The 26,360-nt window shown below is 71.1% G+C and carries 23 protein-coding genes and 1 riboswitch; of the genes, 17 read left to right on the forward strand and 6 right to left on the reverse strand.

Annotation, left to right across the window (positions count from 1 at the left end; all coding sequences use genetic code 11):
- Window positions 1–186 precede the first annotated feature (186 nt).
- Both M2271_RS18835 and M2271_RS18840 read left to right on the forward strand, forming a co-directional pair.
- Window positions 187–1,629: a GuaB1 family IMP dehydrogenase-related protein gene (locus tag M2271_RS18835; RefSeq protein ID WP_280888480.1), complete on the forward strand. Its 1,443-nt coding sequence runs from the start codon at window positions 187–189 to the stop codon at window positions 1,627–1,629.
- A 230-nt stretch (window positions 1,630–1,859) separates the two neighbouring features.
- A complete protein-coding gene (locus tag M2271_RS18840) occupies window positions 1,860–3,068 on the forward strand; it encodes an MFS transporter (RefSeq protein WP_280888411.1) in 1,209 nt (402 codons plus the stop codon).
- Between the two features lie 190 nt (window positions 3,069–3,258).
- Here M2271_RS18840 and M2271_RS18845 read toward each other — a convergent pair whose 3' ends face one another.
- The gene (locus tag M2271_RS18845; RefSeq protein WP_280888412.1) at window positions 3,259–3,945 is read right to left on the reverse strand and encodes a DUF5995 family protein; all 687 of its coding nucleotides are present in this window, start codon (window positions 3,943–3,945) and stop codon (window positions 3,259–3,261) included.
- A gap of 174 nt (window positions 3,946–4,119) precedes the next feature.
- Here M2271_RS18845 and M2271_RS18850 point away from each other — a divergent pair, with 174 nt between their 5' ends.
- Window positions 4,120–5,295, forward strand: coding sequence for a glycoside hydrolase family 6 protein (locus tag M2271_RS18850; protein WP_280888481.1), 1,176 nt, complete (start codon window positions 4,120–4,122; stop codon window positions 5,293–5,295).
- Here M2271_RS18850 and M2271_RS18855 read toward each other — a convergent pair.
- Together M2271_RS18855 and M2271_RS18860 are read right to left on the reverse strand one after the other, a co-directional pair.
- On the reverse strand, window positions 5,277–6,668 hold the full coding sequence (locus tag M2271_RS18855) for a solute carrier family 23 protein (protein WP_280888413.1): 1,392 nt from the start codon (window positions 6,666–6,668) through the stop codon (window positions 5,277–5,279). The genes M2271_RS18850 and M2271_RS18855 overlap by 19 nt on opposite strands.
- Window positions 6,669–6,934: 266 nt before the next feature.
- Window positions 6,935–8,146 carry an MFS transporter gene (locus M2271_RS18860; RefSeq protein WP_280888414.1) on the reverse strand — a complete coding sequence of 404 codons (1,212 nt, stop codon included), beginning with the start codon at window positions 8,144–8,146 and terminating at the stop codon, window positions 6,935–6,937.
- 120 nt (window positions 8,147–8,266) lie between these two features.
- Here M2271_RS18860 and M2271_RS18865 point away from each other — a divergent pair, with 120 nt between their 5' ends.
- The 10 genes from M2271_RS18865 to M2271_RS18910 all read left to right on the forward strand — a co-directional run bounded on the left by M2271_RS18865 (window position 8,267) and on the right by M2271_RS18910 (window position 17,536).
- Complete coding sequence (locus M2271_RS18865; protein WP_280888415.1) at window positions 8,267–9,463, forward strand: ROK family transcriptional regulator; 1,197 nt, start codon at window positions 8,267–8,269, stop codon at window positions 9,461–9,463.
- Between the two features lie 300 nt (window positions 9,464–9,763).
- A riboswitch (FMN riboswitch) is annotated at window positions 9,764–9,894 on the forward strand.
- Between the two features lie 145 nt (window positions 9,895–10,039).
- Complete coding sequence (locus tag M2271_RS18870; protein ID WP_280888416.1) at window positions 10,040–10,642, forward strand: riboflavin synthase; 603 nt, start codon at window positions 10,040–10,042, stop codon at window positions 10,640–10,642.
- Window positions 10,639–11,280, forward strand: a complete 642-nt coding sequence (locus M2271_RS18875) for a nicotinamide mononucleotide transporter family protein (protein WP_280888417.1) — start codon at window positions 10,639–10,641, stop codon at window positions 11,278–11,280. Before M2271_RS18870 ends, M2271_RS18875 begins: the two co-directional genes overlap by 4 nt.
- Window positions 11,277–12,668, forward strand: coding sequence for a bifunctional 3,4-dihydroxy-2-butanone-4-phosphate synthase/GTP cyclohydrolase II (locus M2271_RS18880; protein ID WP_280888418.1), 1,392 nt, complete (start codon window positions 11,277–11,279; stop codon window positions 12,666–12,668). Before M2271_RS18875 ends, M2271_RS18880 begins: the two co-directional genes overlap by 4 nt.
- A 22-nt stretch (window positions 12,669–12,690) precedes the next feature.
- The gene (ribH, locus tag M2271_RS18885; RefSeq protein ID WP_280888419.1) at window positions 12,691–13,176 is read left to right on the forward strand and encodes a 6,7-dimethyl-8-ribityllumazine synthase; all 486 of its coding nucleotides are present in this window, start codon (window positions 12,691–12,693) and stop codon (window positions 13,174–13,176) included.
- Between the two features lie 33 nt (window positions 13,177–13,209).
- On the forward strand, window positions 13,210–13,482 hold the full coding sequence (locus M2271_RS18890; protein WP_280888420.1) for a phosphoribosyl-ATP diphosphatase: 273 nt from the start codon (window positions 13,210–13,212) through the stop codon (window positions 13,480–13,482).
- 59 nt (window positions 13,483–13,541) lie between these two features.
- On the forward strand, window positions 13,542–14,390 hold the full coding sequence (gene hisG, locus M2271_RS18895) for an ATP phosphoribosyltransferase (protein ID WP_280888421.1): 849 nt from the start codon (window positions 13,542–13,544) through the stop codon (window positions 14,388–14,390).
- 24 nt (window positions 14,391–14,414) lie between these two features.
- Window positions 14,415–14,894, forward strand: coding sequence for a PH domain-containing protein (locus M2271_RS18900; protein WP_280888422.1), 480 nt, complete (start codon window positions 14,415–14,417; stop codon window positions 14,892–14,894).
- A 225-nt stretch (window positions 14,895–15,119) separates the two neighbouring features.
- Complete coding sequence (locus M2271_RS18905; RefSeq protein WP_280888423.1) at window positions 15,120–16,454, forward strand: hemolysin family protein; 1,335 nt, start codon at window positions 15,120–15,122, stop codon at window positions 16,452–16,454.
- Entirely contained in the window at window positions 16,451–17,536 is a 1,086-nt protein-coding gene (locus M2271_RS18910) for a hemolysin family protein (protein ID WP_280888424.1), read from the forward strand. Before M2271_RS18905 ends, M2271_RS18910 begins: the two co-directional genes overlap by 4 nt.
- A 26-nt stretch (window positions 17,537–17,562) precedes the next feature.
- Here M2271_RS18910 and M2271_RS18915 read toward each other — a convergent pair whose 3' ends face one another.
- Window positions 17,563–19,425 (reverse strand): AAA family ATPase, encoded by a 1,863-nt coding sequence (locus tag M2271_RS18915; RefSeq protein ID WP_280888425.1) that lies wholly within the window; start codon window positions 19,423–19,425, stop codon window positions 17,563–17,565.
- 432 nt (window positions 19,426–19,857) lie between these two features.
- Window positions 19,858–20,478, reverse strand: a complete 621-nt coding sequence (locus tag M2271_RS18920; RefSeq protein WP_280888482.1) for a hypothetical protein — start codon at window positions 20,476–20,478, stop codon at window positions 19,858–19,860.
- Between the two features lie 226 nt (window positions 20,479–20,704).
- On the opposite strand from M2271_RS18920, the gene M2271_RS18925 reads away from it, so the two are divergent.
- The 3 genes from M2271_RS18925 to M2271_RS18935 all read left to right on the forward strand — a co-directional run bounded on the left by M2271_RS18925 (window position 20,705) and on the right by M2271_RS18935 (window position 23,102).
- On the forward strand, window positions 20,705–22,078 hold the full coding sequence (locus M2271_RS18925; RefSeq protein ID WP_280888426.1) for a peptidase C39 family protein: 1,374 nt from the start codon (window positions 20,705–20,707) through the stop codon (window positions 22,076–22,078).
- A 127-nt stretch (window positions 22,079–22,205) separates the two neighbouring features.
- Window positions 22,206–22,376, forward strand: coding sequence for an SCO1431 family membrane protein (locus M2271_RS18930; protein ID WP_280888427.1), 171 nt, complete (start codon window positions 22,206–22,208; stop codon window positions 22,374–22,376).
- Window positions 22,377–22,439: 63 nt separating this feature from the next.
- Window positions 22,440–23,102, forward strand: coding sequence for a TetR/AcrR family transcriptional regulator (locus M2271_RS18935; RefSeq protein ID WP_280888428.1), 663 nt, complete (start codon window positions 22,440–22,442; stop codon window positions 23,100–23,102).
- 165 nt (window positions 23,103–23,267) lie between these two features.
- Here the strand turns inward: M2271_RS18935 and M2271_RS18940 are convergent, their stop codons facing one another.
- Window positions 23,268–24,545, reverse strand: coding sequence for a glycoside hydrolase family 18 protein (locus M2271_RS18940; RefSeq protein WP_280888429.1), 1,278 nt, complete (start codon window positions 24,543–24,545; stop codon window positions 23,268–23,270).
- Window positions 24,546–24,876: 331 nt separating this feature from the next.
- On the opposite strand from M2271_RS18940, the gene M2271_RS18945 reads away from it, so the two are divergent.
- Window positions 24,877–26,052, forward strand: coding sequence for an acyl-CoA dehydrogenase family protein (locus tag M2271_RS18945; RefSeq protein WP_280888430.1), 1,176 nt, complete (start codon window positions 24,877–24,879; stop codon window positions 26,050–26,052).
- Window positions 26,053–26,360: the final 308 nt, after the last annotated feature.

The raw sequence follows: 26,360 nt of genomic DNA on the forward strand, positions 1-26,360 counted from the left end.
CACCACGACTCCTTCGGCGCCCACCGTGGCGCTCGCTCTTGGAGGTTCCTCCCAAGGCCTCTCTGACCAGCCTGGATGATTCGTTCCGGCATCGCTTTCCGGTCGGCATGGGACAATGAGGTACGTGCTCTTCCCTTGGGCTGACCTGTCCGGGGGCCACCTCTGATCGACTGGGATGTGCAGCACGTGCGTTTCCTCAACGACATCCAGCCTCCGTACGACCTGACGTACGACGACGTGTTCATGGTCCCGAGCCGCAGCGCGGTCGGCTCGCGGCAGAGCGTGGACCTCAGCTCCCCGGACGGCACGGGCACCACGATTCCGCTGGTCGTCGCCAACATGACCGCGATCGCCGGGCGCCGTATGGCCGAGACGATGGCCCGTCGTGGCGGACTGGTCGTCATCCCGCAGGACATCCCGATCGAGGTCGTCACCGAGGTCGTCGCCTGGGTGAAGAGCCGCCACCACGTCCTCGACACGCCGATCGTGCTGGCCCCGCACCAGACCGTCGCCGACGCGCTGTCCCTGCTGCCCAAGCGGGCGCACAACGCCGGTGTCGTCGTCGACGCGGAGCAGCGGCCCATCGGTGTGGTCACCGACCGGGATCTGACCGGTGTCGACCGCTTCACCCAACTCGAAGTGGTCATGTCCAAGGACCTGCTGCTCCTCGACGCGGCCATCGACCCCCGCGAGGCCTTCCACCGGCTTGACCACGCCAATCGCCGCTACGCCCCCGCCGTCGACAAGGACGGCCGGCTCGCCGGCATCCTCACCCGCAAGGGCGCCCTGCGCGCCACGCTGTACACGCCGGCCGTCGACGCGGACGGGCACCTGCGGATCGCCGCCGCCGTCGGTATCAACGGCGATGTCGCGGGCAAGGCGAAGCAGCTGCTGGACGCGGGCGTCGACACGCTGGTCATCGACACGGCCCACGGCCACCAGGAGTCGATGATCAGCGCGATCAAGCTGGTGCGCGACCTCGACCCGCGGGTGCCGATCGCGGCGGGCAACATCGTCGCCGCGGAGGGCGTCCGGGATCTGATCGAGGCGGGCGCGGACATCATCAAGGTCGGTGTCGGTCCGGGGGCGATGTGCACGACCCGCATGATGACCGGCGTCGGCAGGCCCCAGTTCTCGGCGGTCATGGAGTGCGCCGCCGAGGCGAAGAAGTACGGCAAGCACGTGTGGGCCGACGGCGGGGTCCGTCACCCGCGCGATGTCGCCATGGCGCTCGCGGCCGGCGCGTCCAACGTGATGATCGGGTCCTGGTTCGCGGGAACCTACGAGTCCCCGGGCGACCTCCAGCAGGACGCCGGCGGGCGCCTCTACAAGGAGTCGTTCGGCATGGCGTCCGCGCGGGCCGTGGCCAACCGGACGTCGGAGGAGTCGGCGTACGACCGCGCCCGCAAGGCACTGTTCGAGGAGGGCATCTCCACCTCCCGGATGTTCCTCGACCCGGCCCGCCCGGGCGTCGAGGACCTCATCGACGCGATCATCGCGGGCGTCCGCTCCTCCTGCACCTATGCCGGCGCCGGCTCCCTGGAGGAGTTCGCCGAGAAGGCCGTCGTCGGCATCCAGAGCGCGGCCGGCTACGCCGAGGGCCAGCCACTGCACGCCAGTTGGAGCTGACGCGTCACCTCCGCAGTCCCGCCACCTCCGCTGTCGCCACACCTCGCCACAGGCCAGGACGATGACGGGCGCACCGCAGGCGACGATCGCGCAATTCACTCGGCCGGACGCGTCGGCGGGACTACCATCGGTGCCATGACCTGGCGACATTGATTCAGCAGCCGTGCCTCCCGAGGGCCGCCTCGGACGCCGTACCTCCGGCGTCCGATTCGTCCCTTCGGGAAGGTCTCATGACACTCTCACCCGCGCGTGTGCCCGTCACCGGTGTCCGGCGGCTCACGGCCACGTTGTACGGCTACGCGTTCCTCGACGACTTCGTCCTGCTGTACCCGGTGTACGCGCTGCTGTTTGCCGACACCGGTCTGTCGATCTGGCAGATGTCCTCCCTGTTCGCCCTGTGGTCCCTCACCGGCGTTCTGCTGGAGGTGCCGTCCGGCGCCTGGGCCGACGCCGTCTCGCGCCGGCTGCTGCTGTGGCTCGGCCCGCTGCTCACCTCCGTGGGCTTCGCCCTGTGGGTACTGGTCCCCTCGTACGGGGCCTTCGCGGCCGGCTTCGTCCTGTGGGGCGTACGCGGAGCGCTCGGCTCCGGTGCGCTGGAGGCCCTGGTGTACGAGGAACTGGTCCGGCTCGGCGCGGCCGACCGGTACGCCCGTGTCATGGGCCGGGCCCGGGCGGCGGGGCTGCTGGCCGTGATGGCGGCGATGGGTGCCGCCGGGCCGGTGTTCGCCTTCGGCGGCTACCCGGCCGTCGGCGCCGCGAGTGTCCTGGCCTGTCTGCTCACCGCGTTGACCGCGACCCGGTTCCCGGAGCACCGGGCGCCCGGAACCGGCGGCGACAGCTGGGCCGCGACCCTGCGGGACGGACTCGCAGCGGCCCGCGGCGACCGGTCGCTGCGCCGGGCACTGCTGCTCGTCCCGGCCGTCGGCGCCGTCTGGGGAGCGCTTGACGAGTACACCCCGCTGCTGGTCCGGGACACCGGTGTCCCGGACGAGCTGGTCCCGTATCTGCTCCTGCTGATCTGGACGGGCGCCACGGCGGGAAGCCTGCTGGCCGGCCCCGCCGAACGCCTCGGCAGCCGCGGGCTCGCCTGGCTGCTCGCGGGCGCCGCGCTCGCCCTGGCCGTGGGCGCCGGGGCAGGGACCCCGACCGGCCTCGTCCTCGTGGCCCTGTCCTTCGGCGGCTTCCAGCTCTCGACCGTGCTGGTCGACGTCCGCCTCCAGCACCGCATCGAGGACACCGGCCGGGCCACCTTGACCTCGGTCGCGAGCCTGGGCACCGAGTTGGCCACGGTCGTCGTGTACGCCGTGTACGCGGGCGTCGCCGCGGGCGCCACACACGGCACGGTCTTCGCGCTGTTCACCGTGCCGTACCTGGTGACGGCGCTGGTGTTGGCGAAGGGCACGCGGAGGGTCGGAGCGCGCGGCGGGAGTGGCGGATGACATGACGGGGGCGGGGCGTCATGCACGGGGCCGGGGCGGCGGGGGCACCATCCGCGGGGGCAGGGGGCAGGGGGCAGGGGGCAGGGGGCAGGGGGCAGGGGGCAGGGGGCAGGGCGAGGGTGGGCCCGGGCCCGGGGGACGTGTACGACGAGATCGCGCCGGTCGTGCTCTCGGAGGACCAGATCGTCGGTCAGTCCGGCAGCGGGGTGAGCAGCATGCGTCCGGCGAACCCCACCGCCGCGTCCAGCCGTTCGGTGAACTCCCCGGCGACCTCGGGCAGTCCGCGCAGCGCCCATAGGGCCCGGGCCGTGGTCCAGGTGGCGTCCCGAGCCCGCTCCAGGCTCCACGCGCCGAGCAGATGGGTGAGCGGATCGGCGATCTGGAGGAGGTCGGGGCCCGGCATCAGCTCTTCGCGGATGCGTTCCTCCAGCGAGACGAGGAGATCGCCCACGCGGTCGAACTCGTCCTCCACCTCGGCGGGTTCGCAGCCGAGCGTACGACAGGTGTCCACGACGGCGAGCGCCAGGTCGTGGCCGATGTGCGCGTTGATGCCCGCCAGCGCGAACTGCAGTGGTCGTACGTAGGGATGACGGCGCATCTGGAACAGGGGCCGCCAGCAGGCGGGCGGACGCCGCTCGTGGGTCACCGTCTCGACGGCGGCCAGGTAGCGCTCCGCGAACCGTACGTCCAGCGTGATCGCGGCTCGCGCGTCCCCGAACTGCCCGCTGTCGATGCGCCGGTCGACCGCCTCGGTGACAGCGAGGTAGACACGGTTGAAGACCGCGACTCCGTCCCTCGTCGGCAGCGCCGCGTCGAGTGCGCGCATGCGGGAGAGGACCGCGTCCACGGGAGTGGTGAATTGTTCGCATTGCACCATGGGTTGCAGAGTCGCAGCTTTAGGCTGACCCGGGTACCGGCGGGCCCGACGCTTCCCCAGAACGGGGGAACGTGCCCGCCCTCGGGGGAGGGGGACGGCACCGTGTCAGGCTTACGTGCCCAGCGCCTGGCCGCGCGCCGGGCAGAGCGCAGGCGGACCGCTCGGCGGGGCGCGATGGTGGCGACGGCCTCGGTCGTCGTCGCGGTCGGCACCGCGACCGGGATGCTGTCCGCCCTCGACGGTCGGCAGGTCTCCGACGAGGCGAAGCCTGAGGTGAGCAGCTCGCCCTACCTGGCGCCGCCGCCCGTCGTGCCCAGGCCGTCCACCTCGCCGAGCCCGAGCGCCTCCGCCTCGCCGTCCCCGAAGGAGAGCCCTACGTCCACGCCCACGCCCACGCCGACGCCCATGCCCACGCCGACTGAGGAGAGGAAGGAGCCGGAGAAGGAGCAGGAGAAGGAGAAGGAGAAAGACCTGACCGCCTTCGTGTCCACCCGGCTCTACCGTCACCCCGATTCCCAGGTGCTGGAGTGGGTGCGCGCCAACTCCGACGACCCTCGGCAGGCCGTCATAGAGTCCCGTATCGCGGATCAGCCGGCCGCCGTCTGGTTCGCCGACCACACGCCCTCGACCATTACGGCCCGGGTCCGTGCGGTCACCTCGGGCGGTGCCGGACAGGGCCGGGTCCCGGTGCTGGTCGCGTACACGATTCCCGGTCGCGACTGCGGTGGCGCCTCGCAGGGCGGGGCACCCGACCTCGACGCGTACGACGCCTGGATCGACGCCTTCGCCGCCGGACTGGGATCAGGTGAGGCCGTCGTCATCCTGGAGCCCGACTCGGTCGCCCAGGCCGAGTGCCTCTCCTCGGGCCAACGCGCCCGCCGGTTCGCCTCGTTGGCCCGTGCGGGCCGCGTCCTCAAGGCGGCCGATCCCCAGGTGCGGGTCTACTACGACGCCGGTCACTCGGGCTGGAACGCGGCCACGAAACAGGCGGGTTGGCTCCGGCGGGCCGGGGCCGCCTCGGCCGCCTCCTCCGACGGCGTGTTCAGCAACGTCTCCAACTTCCACCGTACGGCCGACGAGATCGCGTACGACCGCCAGGTCCTGGACGCCCTGGGCGGCCCGGCGAGCCTGGGTGCCGTCATCGACACCAGCCGCAACGGCAACGGCGCCCCGGCCGACGGCGAGTGGTGCGACCCGTCCGGGCGCAAGATCGGACGGGCGCCCACGCTGAACACCGGGGAGGCGCGGATCGACGCCTTCCTGTGGGTGAAGCTGCCGGGGGAGTCGGACGGCTGCAAGGGCTCGCCGGGGGCGTTCTCGCCGTCGTACGCCTACGACTTGGCGCGCTGAGTGTCGCTGCCGTAGGTGCTGGTGCCCTCGTCCAGCAGGGGTTCCTGCGTCTTGAGGTGGGGCGGTGCGAACGCCCGCAGCGCGTGGTAGCCGGTGATCACGACCAGCGTGCCCAGGGCGATGCCGCTCAGCGAGAAGGTGTCGGTGAACTTCATCGTCACGTTGCCGACGCCGATGATGATGCCCGCCGCGGCCGGCACCAGGTTGAGAGGATTACGCAAATCCACCTTGGCGTTGAGCCAGATCTGGGCGCCGAGCAGGCCGATCATGCCGTACAGGATGACCGTGATGCCGCCGAGGACACCGCCAGGGATCGCGGCCACGACCGCGCCGAACTTCGGGCACAGGCCGAAGAGGAGCGCGAAGCCGGCGGCGGCCCAGTAGGCGGCCGTGGAGTAGACGCGGGTCGCGGCCATCACGCCGATGTTCTCGGAGTAGGTGGTGTTGGGCGGCCCGCCGACCGCGGTGGACAGCACGGAGCCTATGCCGTCGGCGGAGATCGCCGTACCGAGCCGGTCGTCCAGCGAGTCGCCGGTCATCTCGCCGACCGCCTTGACATGCCCGGCGTTCTCCGCGACGAGGGCGATGACCACGGGCAGCGCGACCAGGATCGCCGACCACTCGAAGGACGGCCCGTGGAAGGACGGCAGCCCGATCCAGTCGGCCCGGCCGACGGCGGACAGGTCGAGCCGCCAGTGGTCGGTGATCTTGCCGCTCGCGTCCGCCGAGTGGATGCGGCCGAAGATCCGGTCGAAGGCCCAGGAGATGCCGTAGCCGAAGACCAGGCCCAGGAAGATCGCGATGCGGGACCAGAAACCACGCAGGCAGACCACGGCCAGACCGGTGAGCAGCATGACCAGCAGGGCCGTCCACTGGTCCTGCGGCCAGTACGTGGAGGCAGTGACGGGCGCCAGGTTGAAGCCGATCAGCATCACCACCGCGCCCGTGACGATCGGCGGCATCGCCACATGGATGATCCGCGCCCCGAACCGCTGCACGGCCACCCCGACCAGGAACAGCGCGACGCCGACGACCAGGACCGCGCCGGTCACCGTGGCACTCGTCCCGCCCTGCGCCCGGATGACCGCGGCGACCCCGACGAAGGACAGCGAGCAGCCGAGGTAACTGGGCACCCGGCCGCGGGTGGCGAGCAGGAAGATCACGGTCGCGACGCCGGACATCATGATCGCGAGGTTGGGGTCCAGGCCCATGAGGACGGGGGCGACGAAGGACGCACCGAACATCGCCACCACGTGCTGGGCGCCGAGCCCGAACGTGCGGGGCCAGGAGAGCCGTTCGTCGGGGCGGACCACCGCTCCGGGCGCCGGCGTGCGTCCGTCTCCGTGCAGTTTCCAGCGGACGCCAAGATCCATGGTGCGGTTTCGCTTTCGTCGTGCCGGTGGGTTTGTCCGGGACATTGTCCAGGGCGAACGGGCGCACCACCGACCTGGCCCACGGCTTCCGCTTGCGCTCGGCCCACGACTTCCACTTCCGCTCGGCCGACGGGACGGTGACATACGTCCCACGGCACCCGGAGGGTCGGGCTCGGCATCCGGGGGGTGGTCGGGCTCGGCACCCGGGCCCTGGTCGGGCCTGGCGCGCAGGCCCCTCTCGGGCTCGGCGCCGTGGCGCGACGCGTTCAGGGTCGCGGGTCGGGAACCGCCGCGGCCTCGGCACCGACCTTCGGCCGATCCCGGTCTCCCGCCCGCAGCACGCCCGCGAAGAGCACCAGCCCGCAGGCCAGCACCGTCACCAGAGCGAACGACACCACCAGGCTGGTCGCCTGGGCCAGACCGCCGATGGCGCCCGGCGCGACCAGGCCCGAGGTGTAGGTGATGGTCGCGACGCCCGCGATGGCCAGGCTGGGGTTCGCACCGCTGCGGCCCGCCGCGGCGAAGCACAGCGGTACGACGACCGCGATGCCCAGCCCCATCAGCGCGAACCCGGCCATGGCCGCCGCCGGATGGTCCGCCACGACGATCAGCAGCCCGCCGAGGGCGGCCAGGACCCCGCCCACCCGGACCGTGCGCACCGAACCGAACCGGTCCACCACCTTGTCGCCGGCGATCCGGGCGATCGCCATGGTGAACGTGAAGCCCGTGGTGCAGGCGGCCGCAAGTCCCGCCGAGCTGTCCAGCCGGTCGCGCAGATACACCGCCGACCAGTCCAGGCTCGCGCCCTCCGCGAACACCGCGCAGAACCCGACCGCGCCGATGACCAGCGCCGACTTCGGCGGCAGCGCGAACCGGGGCGGCGGCTCCTCGTCCTCGGCGGGCTGCAGGTCGAGCACCCACGCACAGGCGGCCACGCCCAGCACGGTCAGGACGGCGGCGGCCAGCGCGTGGTGCAGCCGGGCGTCCGCACCCAGGTGCGCGGCGAGCGTGCCGGCTGCCGAGCCGACCAGGGCACCCGCGCTCCACATGCCGTGCAGCCCCGACATGATCGACCGGCTCAGCCGGTTCTCGACCTCGACACCGAGCGCGTTCATCGCGACGTCCGACATGCCCGCGGTGGCGCCGTAGACGAAGAGGGCCAGGCACAGGGTCAGCAGATTCGGGGCGAGGGACGGCAGGATCAGGGCCAGGGTCCACAGGGCGATCAGGCCGCGCAGGGCGTTCCGGGCACCGAAGCGGTGGCTGATGCTGCCCGCGAGCGGCATCGCCACGGACGCGCCGAGCGCGGGGAAGGCCAGGGCGAGGCCCAGCTGTCCCGCGCTGACCGACGCATGCTCCTGGATCCACGGCACGCGGGTCGCGAACGAGCCGGTGACGGCGCCGTGCACGGTGAACACGGCGGCCACGGCATACCGGGCCCGCCTCACCTGGCGCTGGTCGTAGACCACTCCACTCATTCTCCGTCCCCTCCCGGTTTCCCGTTTCCGCTGGCGCCGTAAACTATCAGGAACCCTGCCTGATAGATAGCGGGTTACCGGCCGCACGCCGCGGCCCCGCCGATCTGGAAGGATCCCCGCATGCCCGCATCCCCGAGCACCGCCCGGGCCATCAACGACCGGCTCGCCCTGCGTCTGCTCCAGCAGGAGGGCCCGCTGACGGCGGGACAGCTGAAGCAGCTCACCGGCCTGTCCAGACCCAGCGTCGCCGACCTCGTCGACCGCCTCGCCGCCTCCGGTCTCATCGCCGTGGTCGGGGAGTCGGGCGAGCAGCGACGCGGGCCGAACGCGAAGCTGTACGGCATCGTCGCCGACCGCGCCCATCTGGCGGCCCTGGACGTCCGTACCGAAGGCGTCGCCGTGGTCGTCTCCGACCTGCTCGGGCAGGTGCTCGCCGAGGCATCCCTGCCGATCGGCGACGATACGGGCACCGGGCCCGCCGTGGAGCAGGCGGTCACACTGGTCGAGCGGGTGGCGAAGGAGGCCGGCGCCGACCGGCTGCACACCGTCGGCATCGGCGCACCCGGCCTGATCGACCCGGCGAGCGGTGAACTCCGCGACTCCTCGGGCCTGCCCGCCTGGCATCGGCGCCTGGTGGCCGCACTCCAGGAGCGACTCCCGGGCGCCCGGTTCAGCGTGGAGAACGAGACGAGCCTCGCGGCCCTGGCGGAACAGCGTGACGGTGCCGCCCGGGACCGGGACACCTTCGTGCTCGTATGGCTCGGCATGGGCATCGGCGCGGCGCTCGTCCTCGACGGCGCCCTGCGCCGGGGCGCCTCCGGCGGCGCCGGTGAGATCGGTTTCCTCCCGGTGCCGGGCACCACGGGACTGCCGTCGGCGACCGACTGCGACGGCGGGTTCCACTCGCTGGCGGGCGCGGGTGCGGTGGCCGCGCTGGCGGCCGAGCACGGGGTGACGGCCGTGGCGGCAGCACATGAGCCGGAGGCCGCGGCGCTGGTTCGGGCAGCTGTGTCGTTGGTGGGGGACCGGTCGGGTGCCGGCGCCGACCGGTTCCTCGACGTCCTCGCCGACCGTGTCGCCCTGGGCGTCGCCGCCGTGATCTCCGTACTGGATCCGGGCTGTGTGGTGCTCGCCGGCGAGATCGGCCGGGCGGGCGGGGACGTCCTGGCCCGGCGCGTGCAGGACCGTCTCGCGCGGCTGTCCCCGCTGCCCACGGAGGTGCGGCCCAGCGCCCTCGGCGGGGGGGCGGTGCTGCGCGGGGCGCTGCTCACGGCGCGGGACCGGGCGCAGGACGAACTGTTCGCGCCTCCGCGGTAGTCAGCAGTCGTCCGGGGCCCCTGGGGTCCGGGCCCCAGGAGTCCTGTCAGTCCGGGGTCCCTGGGGTTCGGTCAGTCCGGGGTCCGGGGTCCGGGGGGCCCTGGGGTCCGGCGGCGGGCAAGGGCCGTCGTCACCGTCGCCGGACCGTACGCAGACACTAAGAGGACTAGACCAGTAGGGTCAATAGGTATGGTCCAACCGTGAGGCCGGTTACATTCCCCATACGCTCTGTGAGGCAACCCACACCGTTCACCCGTATGGAGCCGGATCGGGCGTGGCACACTGTCCGTGTACCAGAAGCAGCGCACTCCGGGGTCGGTGAAAGTCCGAACCGGCGGTTACAGTCCGCGACCCGGTCGCTTCCAGCGGCCGGTTGACCAGGTGAAATTCCTGGACCGACGGTTAAAGTCCGGATGGGAGGCAGTGCGCGGCGGGCGGGCATTCGTGCACGCCGCCGTATCAGCTCGTCCTTCGGGACGGGTGCGTCCGGCGTCGCATCGGTGTTCCTGTCCGTACATACTGTCGTCATCGACAGCCCCGGAGTCCGTGCCCCCATGTGGCAGGAGGACCCGGGAAGTGTTCACCGGAATCGTCGAAGAGCTGGGTGAGGTCACCGCCGTCGAGATCCTCGACGACGCCTCCCGCTTCCGTCTTCGTGGCCCCGTCGTCACGGAGGGCGCGCAGCACGGCGACTCCATCGCCGTCAACGGCGTCTGTCTCACCGTCGTCGAACACGAGGGCGACGAGTTCACCGCCGACGTCATGGCGGAGACCCTGAAACGCTCCAGCCTCGGCGCCCTGGCCGTCGGCTCCCGGGTCAACCTCGAACGTCCCATGGCCCTGGGCGCCCGCCTCGGTGGCCATATCGTCCAGGGCCATGTCGACGGCACGGGCACGGTTCTGGAGCGCGAGCCGTCCGAGAACTGGGAGATCGTGAAGATCTCGCTGCCCGCGGACCTCGCACGCTACGTCGTGGAGAAGGGCTCCATCACGGTCGACGGCATCAGCCTCACCGTCGTCGACGCCGGGCCCGACTACTTCACCGTCAGCCTCATCCCCACCACCCTCGATCTGACCACGCTCGGCCACAAGCAGCCCGGCGACCCGGTCAACCTCGAAGTCGACGTCATCGCCAAGTACGTCGAGCGGCTGATGGCCGGTCAGGGGGCCGGCCGGTGAACGGGCTGAACTCCGAGGCGTTCGTCCTCTTCGACCAGCACATCCTGTGGTCGGACATGATCGGCAACACCCTCGGCCTGATCACCCTCGCCCTCGGCTGGCGCCGTTCCCTGTGGACCTGGCCGGTGCAGTTCCTGTCCGGCCTCGTCCTCTTCGGGGCCTTCTTCGGCCACCTGACCGGCAGCGCCGGCAAGCAGGCCGTCGTCATGGCCGTCGCCCTGTACGGCTGGTGGCAGTGGAACCGTGACAAGGGCGGCTCCGGCGACGGCCACATCACCCCGAGGTTCGCCACCTGGCGCGAACGCGCGGTGATGGCCGCCGCCGCCGTCGTCGGCACGGTCGCCGTGGCCCTGCTGTTCAAGGCCTACCCGAGCCTGTCCTGGGACCCCTGGCCGGACGCCTACATCTTCGTCGGCACCGTCGTCGCCATGTACGCCCAGGCGCGCGGCATGGTCGAGTTCTGGTTCGCCTGGCTCCTCGTCGACCTCGTCGGCGTCCCCCTCAACTTCGCCAACGGCTACGCCTTCTCCGGCTTCGTCTACGTCATCTACGGCGCACTCGTCCTGTGGGGCATGCGCGACTGGTGGCTGCGCTCCCGCAAGGCCTCGCAGCCCTTCCTGGAAGGAGCGCCGGCATGACTGCCCGCCCGTCACCCACCGCCCCCCTGAACGAGGCTCTCCCCACTCCTCCCGCTCCCCCCGGGCAAAAGGCCTGGGGAGACCCCCATCGCGCCGTACCTCTCGACCCGCCGGTTCTGTACAGCACCGACGGTTTCGAGGACTTCGCTCTCGACCCCGTCGAGCAGGCCGTCGCGGACATCGCGGCCGGCCGCCCGATCGTGGTCGTCGACGACGAGGACCGGGAGAACGAGGGCGACCTCGTCGTCGCCGCCGAGAAGGTGACCCCCGAGATCGTCGCCTTCATGATGAGCGAGTGCCGCGGCCTGATCTGCGCGCCCATGGAGGGCGAGGAACTGGACCGGCTCCAGCTTCCGCAGATGGTCCAGGACAACACCGAGTCGATGAAAACCGCGTTCACCGTCTCCGTGGACGCCACGGCGGACCACGGTGTGAGCACCGGGATCTCGGCCGCCGACCGCGCCGCCACGCTGCGGCTCCTCGCGAGCGGTACGGCCGAGCCCTCGGACCTGGTCCGTCCCGGCCACATCTTCCCGCTGCGCGCCAGGTCCGGCGGCGTACTGGCCCGCGACGGCCACACCGAGGCCGCCGTCGACCTCGCCCGCCTCGCGGGCCTGCGTCCGGCCGGAGCGATCGTCGAGATCGCCGGCGAGGACGGCCGTATGCTCCGCCTGCCCGAGCTGATTCCCTTCGCCCGCAAGCACGGCCTGACGATCATCTCCATCGAGGACCTGATCGCCTACCGCCGCAGCTCCGAGCCCACCGTCCGCCGCGAGGCCGAGACCCGCCTGCCCACCCGGCACGGAGAGTTCACGGCGTACGGCTACCGCTCCACCGTCGACGGCGTCGAGCACGTCGCCCTCGTGCACGGCGAGATCGGCGAGGGCGAGGACATCGTCGTCCGCGTCCACTCCGAGTGCCTCACCGGCGACGTCTTCGGCTCCGCCCGCTGCGACTGCGGCCACCAGCTCGACGCCTCCCTGGACCGCATCCAGGCCGAGGGCAGGGGAGTGGTGGTCTACCTCCGCGGCCATGAGGGACGCGGCATCGGCCTGCTGTCCAAGCTCCGCGCCTACGAGCTCCAGGAGCAGGGCCACGACACCCTCGACGCCAACCTGGAGCTCGGTCTGCCCGCCGACGCCCGGGACTACGGCGCCGGCGCGCAGATCCTCCAGGACCTCGGCGTCCGCAGCGTGCGCCTGATGACCAACAACCCCGACAAGACCGACGCGCTCGTCCGTCACGGCCTCAAGGTCACCGGCCGCGAGCCGATGCCGGTCCAGGCGGGCGAACACAACCTCCGCTACCTGCGCACCAAGCGGGACCGGATGGGGCACGACCTGCCCTGGCTGGAGACGACCCCCGTCTCCGCCTGCGGCAACCAGTGAGCAAGAAACACCGAGGAGAGACGTGAGCGGCAAGGGTGCACCGGAAATGTCCGTACGCAATGTCGGAGACCTGCGGGTCGCCGTCATCGCGGCACAATGGCACGAGAAGGTGATGGACGGTCTGGTGGACGGCGCCCTGCGCGCCCTGCACGACCTGGGAATCGACGAGCCGACCCTGCTCAGGGTCCCCGGCAGCTGGGAACTCCCGGTCGTCGCCAAGGTGCTCGCGGGCCGCGGCTACGACGCGATCGTCGCCCTCGGAGTCGTCATCCGCGGCGGCACCCCCCACTTCGAGTACGTGTGCCAGGGCGTCACCCAGGGCCTCACCCAGGTCTCGGTCGACACCGGAGTCCCCGTCGGCTTCGGGCTTCTCACCTGCGACACCGAGGAGCAGGCCCTGGACCGCGCCGGCCTGGAGGGCTCCCACGAGGACAAGGGGCACGAGGCGGTGACCGCGGCCGTGGCGACCGCGGCCACCCTCCGCTCAGTATCTGAACCCTGGCGTTAGGCCGGTCGGCACACGCGTAAAGTGAGCGGCACCATGTCCAATAAGACGTTCGAGGAGCTCTTCACCGAGCTCCAGCACAAGGCCGCCCACGGCGATCCCGCCACTTCCCGCACCGCAGAGCTGGTCGGCAAGGGTGTCCATGCCATCGGCAAGAAGGTCGTCGAGGAAGCCGCCGAAGTCTGGATGGCCGCCGAGCACGAGGGCAAGGAGGCGGCCGCCGAGGAGATCTCGCAGCTGCTGTACCACGTCCAGGTGATGATGGTCGCCCGCGGGATCTCCCTGGACGACGTCTACGCCCACCTCTGAGCCGTACCCGCACACCTCCCCGTACAGCCCGTACAGAACGAACAAAGGAAGCCGACCTCATGCTGCGCATCGCCGTCCCCAACAAGGGTTCCCTGTCAGGACCTGCGGCGGAGATGCTGCATGAGGCCGGCTACCAGCAGCGCCGCGAGTCCAAGGAACTGCGGATCGTCGACCCGGAGAACGAGGTCGAGTTCTTCTACCTCCGCCCCCGCGACATCGCGATCTATGTCTCCTCCGGCAAGCTGGACATCGGCATCACCGGCCGCGACCTGCTCATCGACTCCGGCGCCAAGGCCGAGGAGATCCTCCCGCTCGGCTTCGCCCGCTCCACCTTCCGCTACGCCACCAAGCCCGGCACGGCCGCCGGTGTGCAGGACCTGAACGGCATGACGGTCGCCACCTCGTACGAGGGCATCGTCGCCCAGCACCTCGCCGACCACGGCATCGACGCCTCCGTGGTCCACCTCGACGGCGCCGTCGAGACCGCCATCGAGCTCGGAGTCGCCGAGGTCATCGCGGACGTCGTCGAGACCGGCACCAGTCTGCGCAACGCGGGCCTGGAGGTCATCGGCGAGCCGATCATGAAGTCCGAGGCCGTCGTCGTCCGTCGCACCGGCACCGACGGCGAAGAGCCCAAGGTGCAGCAGTTCCTGCGCCGCCTGCAGGGCGTTCTGGTGGCCCGGACCTACGTGATGATGGACTACGACTGCCGGGTCGAGCAGCTCGAGAAGGCCGTCGCGCTCACCCCGGGCCTCGAGTCCCCGACCGTCTCCCCGCTGCACAACGAGGGCTGGGTCGCCGTCCGCGCGATGGTCCCCGCCAAGGAAGCGCAGCGGATCATGGACGACCTGTACGACATCGGCGCCCGGGCCATCCTGACAACGGCCATCCACGCCTGCCGTCTCTGAGAACCGCACGAGAGCCATAGACCCATGTCGGACCTGCCCCCGCTCCCCGTCACCTTCCGGCCGAGCCGCACCCGTGCCGTCCTGCTGACCGCAGGTGTCGCGATCTTCGTGGTCATCACGACGGTCGGGCTCCTGCTGGAGCAGCTCAGCTCCGGCGAGCGCCTCAGCTTCGTGTTCACGGCCGCGCTCCTGGCCGGAGTGCTGTTCCTGCTGTCGCGGCCCAAGGTCGTCGCCGACGAGTCCGGCGTCACCGTCGTCAACATCGCCGGCAAGCGCCATCTGGACTGGGCCGAGATCATTCAGGTGAACCTCCGCCCCGGCGACCCCTGGGTGTTCCTCAACCTCAGCGACGGCACCAGCCTGCCCGCGCTCGGCATCCAGCCGGGTATCGCCAAGCAGCGCGCCATCGCCGACGCCCACGCCCTGCGGGCGCTTGCCGAGGCGCGCTCCACGGCCCGCCCCACATCACGCCCCACGGCCGGCCCCGACGAAGATCAGGGCTGAACTCAGGGCCTCCCACCCTGCCGCAGTGGCCGGTGTCTTGATTAATCTGGTGGCGGAGGCGTATTCGCTGCGCCTCCGCCCCTGCGCGCCGCCCGGCGCCCAGGGGTTCCTGCAACGCGAGGAGTGACCCTCTCCGGCGATGGACGGATCGTCCTGTAGTACCTGCGCCGCCCCCTGCCGACATACCGCGGGCCCGTTCCGCGTGTACGCGGAGGCGGCGGCATCATGACCACCCCCCTGCTGCTCCTCGGAGCGGCGTTCCTGCTGATTCTCGCCAACGGATTCTTCGTGGCGGCCGAGTTCGGCCTGGTGACGGTCGAGTCGACGGACGCCGAGAAGGCCGCCGCCGAGGGCGACCGACGGGCCCGTACGGTCGTCGAGTCCCTCAAGGAGCTGTCCTTCCAGCTCTCCGGCACCCAGCTCGGCATCACCATCACCTCGCTCGTCGTCGGCATGCTCGCCGAACCGGCGCTCGCGGAGCTGCTGCACGGCCCCATCACCGCGACCGGTCTCCCCGAGGGAGCCGTCTCCGGTGTCGCCGTGGTCGTCGGCATGCTGCTGGCCGCGGCCGTGCAGATGGTGATCGGCGAACTCGTACCCAAGAACTGGGCGGTGTCCAAGCCCCTGCAGGTCGCGCGGTTCGTCGCCGGCCCGCAGCACGCCTTCGCCCGTCTGTTCCACCCGGTGATCGCCGCGCTGAACGCGGTCGCCAACCGCCTGGTCCGCACCCTGGGCGTCGAGCCAGCCGAGGAGCTGGCCTCCGCCCGCACCCCCGGTGAACTGGTCTCCCTGGCCCGGCACTCCGCGCGGGCCGGTGCCCTGGAACAGGACACCGCGGACCTCTTCGTACGGACGCTGTCGCTGGCCGAGCTGACCGCGCAGCACGTGATGACCCCGCGCGTGAAGGTCAGCGCGCTGCAGTCCACGGCGACCGCCGAGGACGTGGTCAACCTCACCCGCGCCACCGGCCTGTCCCGCTTCCCCGTCTACCGGGAGAGGATCGACGAAATCGTCGGCATGGTGCACCTCAAGGACGCGCTCGCGGTGCCCGTACGGGACCGGCTGCGTACCCCCGTGGGGCGCATCGCGCGTCCGGCCCTGCTCGTGCCCGAGACGCTTCCGGTGCGGCCGCTGCTCACACAGCTGCGCAGCGAGCAGCCCATCGCCGTCGTCGTCGACGAGTACGGGGGCACGGCCGGCGTGGTCACGCTGGAGGACATCGTCGAGGAGATCGTCGGCGAGGTCCGTGACGAGCACGACGGGCAGGACCTGCCCGAACTCGCGGCGGCCCCGCCCGAGGACGGCAGACCCGCGTGGGAGGCCGACGGCAGCTGCCGGGTCGACATCCTGCAGCGCATCGGCCTCGACGTGCCCGAAGGGCCGTACGAGACGGTCGCCGGCCTGGTCGCCGATCTGCTCGGCCGGATCCCGGCCGTCGGCGACAAGGCGGAACTGCCCGGCTGGCGGCTGGCCGTGCGCCAGGTCGGTCACTACCGCGCGGAGCGGGTGCGCGTGGTCAGGACGAGCCCGGCGGCGAACGTCATGGAGGCCGTCCGATGAGCGTGCTCCAACTCCTGTTCGCCGCGCTGCTCGTGCTCGCCAACGGCTTCTTCGTCGGCGCCGAGTTCGCGCTCGTCTCCGTCCGCCGAAGCCAGATCGAACCGCTCGGCACCACCCGGGCCCGGCAGGTCCTGTACGGCCTGGAGCGGCTGCCGCAGATGATGGCGGCCGCGCAGTTCGGTATCACCATCTGCTCGCTGACCCTGGGCGCGGTGGCCGAGCCCACGGTCGCGCAGCTGGTGGAGCCGGTGTTCGAGGGAATCCACCTGCCGGACGGCATGATCCACCCCCTCGGGTACGTCATCGCGCTCGTCGCGGTCGTCTTCTTCCACCTCGTCATCGGCGAGATGGTCCCGAAGAACCTCGCCATGGCGGCCCCGGAGAAGGCCGCGCTGTGGCTCAGCCCCGGCCTGGTCGCCTTCGCCCGCCTGTGCCGGCCGATCACCGTCGCCCTCGGCGCCTGCGCCAAGGGCATCCTGCGGCTCTTCCACGTCGAGCCCAAGGACGAGATCGAGGCGGTCTTCACCAGTGAGCAGCTCAACCGGCTGGTGGAGGACTCCGGCCAGGCCGGTCTCCTCGACCCCGACGAGCAGGAACGCCTGGAGGACGCCCTGGAGCTGGGCTCCCGTCCGGTGACGGACGTCCTGCTGAGCCGCGAGACCCTGGTGACCGTCAGTCCCTCGGTCACCCCGGGCCAGATCGTCGAGCTCACCGCCCGCACCGGGTACTCCCGCTTCCCCGTGGCGGCGGAGAACGGCGCCTTCATGGGCTACCTGCATGTGAAGGACGTCCTCGACCTGGAGGACTCCGAACGGGCGGTGCCGCAACAGGTGTGGCGACCGATGACGACGCTCAGGTCCGAACTCCCGCTGGACGACGCGCTCACGGTGATGCGCCGCGCCGCGACCCACCTGGCCCAGGTGGCGGACGCCTCCGGCAAGGTGCTCGGCCTGGTGGCCCTGGAGGACGTACTGGAACTGCTGGTGGGTGAGGTCCGGGACCCCGCGCACCGGGAGGTGCCGGAGGTCAGGGTGACCGAACCGCGGGCCAGCGGGGCGCAGGAGGAGGCGCTGGCCGGCTGACGCGGGGTACGGATCCGCCGGGTCCGTCAGATCGCCGACGGATCCTGCGGTCCCCGTCCCGACAACACCTCTCCGTACGCCTGCATCAGGTCGGGAAGTCGAAGTGTCGACAAGTCGTCCCGCGTCAGCAGCCCCGGATACGTCGACAAGCGCAGATCCCGGTACGCACAGCTCTTCTCGTACAGCGTCCGCAGGAACCGTCCGTTGCCCAGCTCGTCGATCCACCCCTGGTCGACCACGTGCCGGGCGATGGAACGCAGCTCGTCCAGTGTCTCCTCGTCCCACACGTCGCCGTTCTCCGCGGCCAGCACCTCGCCGATGGAGGTGAGTTCGAGAGGGCGGTAGGAGGGAAAGTCGACGCGGGTCGTGAAGCGGGAGGACAGTCCCGGGTTGGCGGTGAGGAGACGGTCCATGCCCTCCGGATAGCCGGCCAGGATCACCACGAGGTGGTCCCGGTTGTCCTCCGCCCGCTTCAGCAGCACCTGCAACGCCTCGTCGCCGTACGCGTCGCCCTTGCCGTATCCGGAGTTCGACAGCGAGTACGCCTCGTCGACGAACAGCACCCCGCCGAGCGCGGAGTCGATCAGCTCGTTGGCCTTCACCGCTGTCTGGCCGAGGTACTCGCCGACGAGGTCCGCCCGTTGCGCCTCCACGAGATGGTCGCCGCCCAGCAGTCCGAGGGCGTAGAAGACCCGGCCGAGGATGCGGGCCACCGTGGTCTTGCCGGTGCCGGACGGCCCGGAGAAGACGAAGTGCCGCTTGGGCGGCTGGACCGGCAGGCCCTGCCCGGCGCGCAGCCGGGCCATGTTCAACTGCGCCGACAGCGCCTTTACCTGGCGCTTCACGGGCTCCAGACCCACCATCCGTTCCAGCTCGGCGAGCGCCTCATCGAGTAACGCCGGATCGGTGGGCCCGGCGGGCAGCGACGGCGGGGGGAGGAGCTTCTCGCGTACCGCCGGGTCGGTCAGCGACGACAGGGGGGCGGAGGCCGAAGGGTCCGGTTCGGTGAGCTTCAGCTCGCGGCCCTCGGTGCCGAAGAGCGGGTCGAGGCCGTCGGGGCCCTCCACCACGTCCTGCCCGCCCCCGGCGAGCGTGATCGCCGCGAGGTCGGCGGAGTCGTCGTACCCGTCGCCCTCGGCGATCGCGGCGAGCCGGGCCGAGGTGTCCATGAAGGCGGGGTCGACGCGATGCACGGCCCGGTACAGGGGGAGGGCCGCGGCGGACCGGCCGGTGCCCTCGCGGGCCCGCGCCAGCCAGTAGCGCAGCTCCTTGCGCTGCGGCTGCTCGCTGCGGCAGCGCATCAGGGCCGCCGAGAGCAGCGGTTCGGCCTGCCCGTACATCTCCAGGCGGACCCGGGCCATGCCACCGAAGAGGCCGGCCTCGATGCCGAGCATGGGGTCGTTGATCAGCGGATCGGTGTGCCGGACCAGCTGCTCCCAGTCCTTGACCAGATAGGCGCGGCAGGCCTGCAGGAAGCGGACCTGGGGGTCGGTGTCCACCGGCGGCAGGCCTGCGAGGGCGCGGTCGAGTTCCGGGACGTGCCGTCCGTCCAGCCAGTGCGAGGAGTGCGCGAGGAGCAGGTCACGCGGGCTCTCCAGTACCGGCTGAACCCACCAGCCCAGCCAGTACCAGGAGTTGAGGGTGCGGCGGTGCCGGGTGCGCTGTTCGCCGAAGCGGTCCCGGTGCCGGAACATCCGCAGCAGTGCGGTCGTCGTGTCGACGCGCAGCGCGTGCAGTCCGAGCCAGCCGTCGGCCATCCCGGGATCGATCCGCACCGCGGTGCGGAACTCCTCCTCCGCCTGTGGATAGGCGCCCATCGTGTAGGCGTCCACGCCTCGCAGCCAGGCGAGGTCGGCCGGGGCCTCCAGGCCCTGCGTGCCGAAATCCATCACGTCCCCCACAAACCGTGCCCCCGTTTGGTTCCCGGCGGGCCGGTGCCCGTCGGCCGCCTTGGTCCAACCGCTGTGCCGCGGACCGGAGTTGCACCGATGCGCAGAGCAGCCGTCCGTAGGTCGCACCGAAGGCATCGTACCTGCGGGGGTGTCGCTCATCGAAGGGTGCCGCACGGGCCGTTTGTCGAGGTGGGAGCAGATGCGCGGATTCCGCATGGTGACCGAGGGTGAGCGATTCGTGTCACATGACGCCCGAAAAGTACCTTCAGGGCGGAACGAAGCCCCCGGTCACGGGGGAACGACCGGGGGCTTCGCGTCTGAGGGTGGCGCCGAATGGGCCGCTCGTAAAGAACGTAAGTCCTGTACGGCCCCTGGGTCAAGCGGAGTTGAAGCACTCGGGCAACTTGTCCGGCACGGCTCTTCACGTTTTCAGCACACCGCGGATGGTCCGTCACTGTACGTGATGGCCTGGTCCGGTCCCACGGTTCCGGCAGGCCCGGGAAGGATCTCGTATCCCTTTTCGCACTGGCGCACGAGGAGGTCGGCGAAGGGCCGGGAGGGGTCCTCGGTGAAGTGCTGTCGTTCCGCCGGGACCCATCCGGCCCAGAACTCCCGTTGTTCCTCCCCGTCCCGGGCCTGTCCACGCGCCCACGCCTCCTCGCGCGGCAACTCCATCCACAGCAGCCGGGCCAGATGCGGGCGCAGTGCGCGGCGGCCGGCGCCGACCCCCTCGACGAGGACCACCGGGGCGGGCGGCAGCGGGCGGAGTGGTCCGAAGCGGCGAGCGTGCCAGTCGTAGGGGGCGTAGTGCGCGGTCTCGCCTCGGCCGAAGGGCTCGATCACCTGGGTCCGCAGCCGCTGCGTCCAGGCGAACAGTTCGTGGTGGCCGGCGATGTCGTCGAGGCGCAGCACCGGCGCACCCGCGAGCGCGCGGGCCACCTGCCCGGCGAACGTCGACTTTCCGGAACCGGCGTGCCCGTCGATCCCGATCAGACGGACCGGACCGCAGGACGGGGGCAGGCGGCGCAGTCGGGTGGCGAGCTCGTGGATGGCGGTTCCCGGGTCGGTGTGGGGAGGTGGACATGGACGCTGAAATTCCAGGTTACGCGGCCTTCCCGGCTGATCGCCGGTGCCGGCGGCATGCCGGTGGACAAGGCCGATATTGGTGCGCGCGACGCGGGCCGAAGTGCTGGCAGGGGCATGCCGCCTGTTCCATAGTGGGCGCACCACCGTGCACTGATCCGCCCGACTCGGACACCTGGGGGTCATTCCACCCATGATCAGATCCGAACAGCCGTCCCGCAGAACCGTCCTGACCGCCGCGGTCGCGGCCGCCGTGGCCGGCAGCACCGGCCCGGCGGCCGCCGCGGAGGCCGGGGGCGGCCCCGCCGGCCCCGCTGCTCCCGCTCAAGCCCCGGTTCGCCCCGTCGACAACCGCGCCTGGATCACGTACGCCGACTGGCGCGGCGGCACGGCGCAGGGCACCCGTGCCGTCGCGGGCGCCCGACCGGGCCTGGTGATCGACACCCCCGCGGGCACCGCCGACTACACCGACCCGCACACCGGCACGACCGCCGCCTGGGAGTACGGGACCTGGACCTCCCCCGTGCACCCTCTCGCCGTCGCCTCCACCGAGGTGATCGCATCCTGGAACGCGCACACCCCGGCCGGCACCTGGCTCCAGGTCGAACTGAAGGGGACGTACTCCGACGGGACGGACACCCCCTGGTACGTGATGGGTCGCTGGGCAGCGGGTGACCAGGACATCAGGCGGACCTCGGTCGACGGCCAGAGCGACGGCAGGAGCAGCGTCTGGACGGACACCTTCGCGATCGACGACCCCGCCACCGGCCTGCGTCTGTCCTCGTACCGTCTGCGGCTCACTCTCCACCGCAAGCCCGGCACGACGGCCACGCCCACCGTCTGGCGGCTCGGCGCGATGGGCTCCGACGTCCCCGACCGCTTCACCGTCCCGGCCTCCCTGCCGGGCACGGCCGAGGAGCTGATCGTCCCGCGCTACTCGCAGGAGATCCACAAGGGCCAGTATCCGGAGTACGACAACGGCGGCGAGGCCTGGTGCAGTCCCACCTCCTCGCAGATGATCATCGAGTACTGGGGCGGCGGGCTCACCACCGGACAGCTGGCCTGGGTCGACCCCTCGTACGCCGACCCGCAGGTCTGCCACGCGGCTCGTTTCACCTACGACCACCAGTACGCCGGCTGCGGCAACTGGCCCTTCAACGTCGCCTACGCGGCCACCTTCAAGGACCTCCAGGGCGTGGTCACCCGGCTCGGTTCCCTCACCGACCTGGAGACACTGATCGCCGCCGGCATCCCGGCCATGACGTCCCAGTCGTTCCTGAAGGAGGAGCTCACCGGCGCGGGCTACGGCACCGCCGGGCACCTGATGACCGTCATCGGGTTCACCGACGACGGCGATGTGATCGCCAACGACCCCGCCTCGCCCGGCGACGACGCGGTGCGGCGCGTCTACAGGCGGCGCGAGTGGGAGAACATCTGGCTCAGGACCAAGCGGTACAACGCCTCCGGCAAGGTCGTCTCCGGCAGCGGCGGCGTCTGCTACCTGTACTTCCCGGCCCGTCCGACCGCGCGTCAGCGCACGGCGCTCGCGGCGGTGGGCGTGCGCTGACGAGTCCACAGGGCCCCGGAAGACCGGGGCCCTGTGACCGACGTCTCGGCCGCAAAAGCCGCCGACGATGGCAAGGTGGACCGAACCCCGGGGGAGTCCACCGCGCATCCGAGCCCAGCGAGACGCCATGACCAGCCCAGCAGCCTCCGCCTCCGCCTCCGTCATCGTCTCCGCCTCCGCCACCCGTGCCGGTACCGGTGGCCCCCGGGAAGGCGGCCCGAAGATCGTCGAGCACGTGCTGGGATGGGCCCTCGTCGTGGTGATCGCGATGCTCGTCGCCCAGCTCGGTCTGCTGTGAGTCGACCCGCTCCGACCTGGCATACTGCGGGTGCCCCGCCGCCCGTCGAGACCAGGGTCGAAATTGAATATTAGTCAACAGCGCGACGTCGCCCACCCACGGGCGCGTGGCACCGAGCGCTCCGTCGCACGCCGTGCCGAACTCATCACCATCGGGCGGAAGCTGTTCGCCGACACGTCGTACGACGCGCTCTCCATGGACGACATCGCCCGCCAGGCGCAGGTCGCCAAGGGGCTGATCTACTACTACTTCCACTCCAAGCGCGGCTACTACCTGGCGATCATCCAGGACTCCGTCGCCGACCTGGTCACCTACGCGGCGAGCGGTCTCGAACTGGAGCCGGTGGACCGGGTCCACCGCACCATCGACAGCTATCTGCGCTATGCCGAGCACAATCAGGCCGCGTACCGCACGATCGTCGGCGGCGGCGTCGGCTTCGACATCGAGGTGCACGCCATCCGGGACAGCGTGCGCGAGGTGATCGTCGCGACCATCGCGGAAGGGGCCTACGGCCGCAGTGACATCGCCCCGTTGCCCCGCATGGGGCTGCTCGCCTGGCTGTCCAGCGTGGAGGGCGCCGCCCTCGACTGGATCGGCCGCCCCCAATTGTCCCGCGAGACGATGTGCGAACTGCTGGTGAAGACGCTCGGCGGCGTCATGCGAGCGATCGAGGAGATGGACCCCGCCTACCCGGCCCCGGAACCGGCCCGCCGGGACGACGACTGAGACGCCCGGGCGGCGAGGGCCCGGGCCGGCGGGGGCCCGGTCGGCTGACGGCATGGTCGGCTGATCGCTCGGCCGCCGGACGGCATCGTCGGCTGATCACTCGGCGGACTGACGGCTCGGGGCGGAGGCTCGTGCTCCCCCGCCCCGAGTCCCCTGTGGAACAGGTCAGTTGATCGCCTTGATCAGTTCTCCGCCGGTGGTGTCCCCGCTCAGCTCCCAGAAGAACGTGCCGCCCAGTCCCTGCTGGTTCTTGTACGTCATCTTGGTCGCGATGGTCGCGGGGGTGTCGTAACTCCACCAGTTGTTCCCGCACTTGGCGTACGCGGTGCCGGCGACCGTCCCCGTCGCCGGGCACTTGGTCTTCAGCACCTTGTAGTCGTCGATGCCCTGTTCGTACGTCCCCGCCGCCGGGCCCGTCGCGGTGCCGCCCGGCGCCGCCTGGGTGACGCCGGTCCAGCCGCGGCCGTAGAAGCCGATGCCGAGCAGCAGCTTCGAGGCCGGGATACCGAGGCCCTTGAGCTTGGCCATGGTCGCCGAGGTGTGGAAGTTCGCCTTCGGGATGCCGGAGTAGGAGTTCAGCGGCGAGTGCGGAGCGGTCGGTCCGGTCGCGTCCCAGGTGCCGAAGTAGTCGTACGTCATCGGGTTGTACCAGTCGGTGTACTGCGCGGCGCCCGCGTAGTCGGCTGCGTCGATCTTGCCGCCGGGCGTCGCGTCGGCGGTGATCGCCGCGGTGACGAGGTTGCCGGTGCCGAACTTGGCCCGCAGCGCGGCCATCAGGTTCTTGAAGGCCGCCTTCCCGCTGGTGTCACAGGTGTTGCCGCAGGCGTTCGGGTACTCCCAGTCGATGTCGATACCGTCGAAGACGTCCGCCCACTTGGAGTTCTCCACCAGGTCGTAGCAGGACTGGGCGAAGGCGGCCGGGTTCTTCGCGGCCTCGCCGAAACCGCTCGACCAGGTCCAACCGCCGAAGGACCAGAGGACCTTGAGGCCCGGGTGTTTCTTCTTCAGCTCGCGCAGCTGGTTGAAGTTGCCGCGCAGCGGCTGATCCCAGGTGTCGGCGACACCGTCGACGGACTCGGCCGCGGTGTACGTCCGGTCGGTCGCCGCGTAGGCGTCGCCCATCGCGCACTTGCCGCCGGTGACGTTGCCGAAGGCGTAGTTGATGTGGGTGAGCCGCGCCGCCGACCCGGACGTCTCGATGTTCTTGACGTAGTACTTGCGGTCGTAGGTGCCCCATTCGGTGAAGTAGCCGACGACCTTGGAGCCGGCGGCCGCCTTCTCGGCCGACTTGGCCGACTGGGCCTGCTGGGCCGTCCCGGCCGGCGGGCTGGCGGAGGCGGCGGCGGTGCCCGCGCCGGCGAGCAGACCGGCGCCGAGGATCGCCGCGCAGGCGGCCGCGGTGAGCGTCCGCAGGCGTGGCCGGTGACGGTGGGAGGTGTGCATCGGGTGTCTCCTCGGGGGGGGGGGGGAGGGGAGCGTGCCGATTGGCATGAACGCGATGAAGCGCTGGCCCGAAACGGTAGGAGGACTAGACCAGTACGTCAATGGTTCGGACCAATTCCCTGCCCGGCTCTTTTCCGGTTTCCTGAAGTGAGCGGTCGTTAACTGGTGACGGGATGCCTCCGATCGGGCATACTCACAGCGCACAGCCGCTGGTCAGCAGCTTCCGCGACCCGGGAGTGCGAGCATCGGCCGGCACCCAGTGAGACATGGCGGCGCCGCCCCCACCTGAAGGGCTCGTCCGCCTGCGCCCGACAGGGAGGAGAGCGTCGCCATGCCCGACCGCGCCCCGAAGCCGGTGGACCGGCAACTGCCCACGGACGAGGCCCGGGATCTGATCTCGCTCGTCCGCGACATCGCGCAGCACGAGATCGCCCCCCGGGCGGCCGAGGAGGAGGAGGACGCCGGACGCTTCCCGCGCGAGGTCTTCACTCTGCTTTCCGCATCCGGCCTGCTCGGCCTGCCGTACGACTCCGAGTGCGGCGGCGGCGACCAGCCGTACGAGGTCTACCTCCAGGTCCTCGAAGAACTCGCCGCGGCCCGCCTCACCGTCGGCCTCGGTGTCAGCGTGCACACCCTCGCCTCCTACGCGCTCGCCGCCTATGGCACCAAGGAGCAGCAGGCCGAGCATCTGCCCGCGATGCTCGGTGGCGGTCTGCTGGGCGCGTACTGCCTGTCGGAGCCGTCCTCGGGATCGGACGCGGCCTCACTGCGCACGAAGGCCGTGCGGGACGACGGTCACTGGGTCATCACCGGGACCAAGGCCTGGATCACGCACGGCGGGATCGCCGACTTCTACACGGTCATGGCGCGCACCGGCAAGGAGGGCCCGCGCGGGATCACCGCGTTCCTCGTGCCGGGTGACGCGCAGGGGGTGAGCGCCGCGCCGCCCGAGAAGAAGATGGGCATGAACGGTTCGCCCACCGCCCAGGTCCACTTCGACGGCGTGCGGGTGTCCGACGACCGGCGCATCGGCGACGAGGGTCAGGGCTTCGCGATCGCCCTCGCCGCGCTCGACTCGGGGCGGCTCGGCATCGCGGCCTGCGCGATCGGCCTGGCCCAGGCGGCGCTGGACGAGGCGGTGGCATACGCGACCGGACGGCGACAGTTCGGGCGGCCGATCGCCGATTTCCAGGGGCTGCGCTTCATGCTCGCCGACATGGCTACCCAGATCGAGGCCGGGCGGGCGCTGTACCTGTCGGCGGCACGGCTGCGGGACGCGGGTCGGCCGTTCGCCAAGCAGGCGGCCATGGCCAAACTGCACTGCACCGACACCGCGATGAGGGTGACCACCGACGCCGTCCAGGTCCTCGGCGGGTACGGCTACACCGCCGACTTCCCGGCCGAGCGGTATATGCGCGAGGCCAAGGTGCTGCAGATCGTCGAGGGCACCAACCAGATCCAGCGGATGGTCATCGCCCGTCACCTAGCGGGTCCCGAGACCCGCTGAACTGATCTGCCGTCACCTGGGGCGCCGTCAGCCGGACCCACTCCGGGTCGTGGCGGCCCGGCAGGGTACGGCCGCGGTCGGCCCAGGTGCGCAGCAGATCCCGGTAGATGGGCGGGTCCTGAATCGGCGGCGGAGCCAGCGGAACCGATTCTCCGTGTCCCGGGACGGGGACGGGGACGAAGAGCCGGCGTTGACGCCCGGTCGCTGAAGAAGTGGGGGTCATACCAGGGCAACGCGGAGGCTGACGGACAGGTCACCGGTCGCCGGAATCGCGCGTGCGTTCGTGGAAGTCCGGGGCGGTGGGCCGG

Source organism: Streptomyces sp. LBL (assembly GCF_029893585.1).
Classification (GTDB): Bacteria; Actinomycetota; Actinomycetes; order Streptomycetales; family Streptomycetaceae; genus Streptomyces.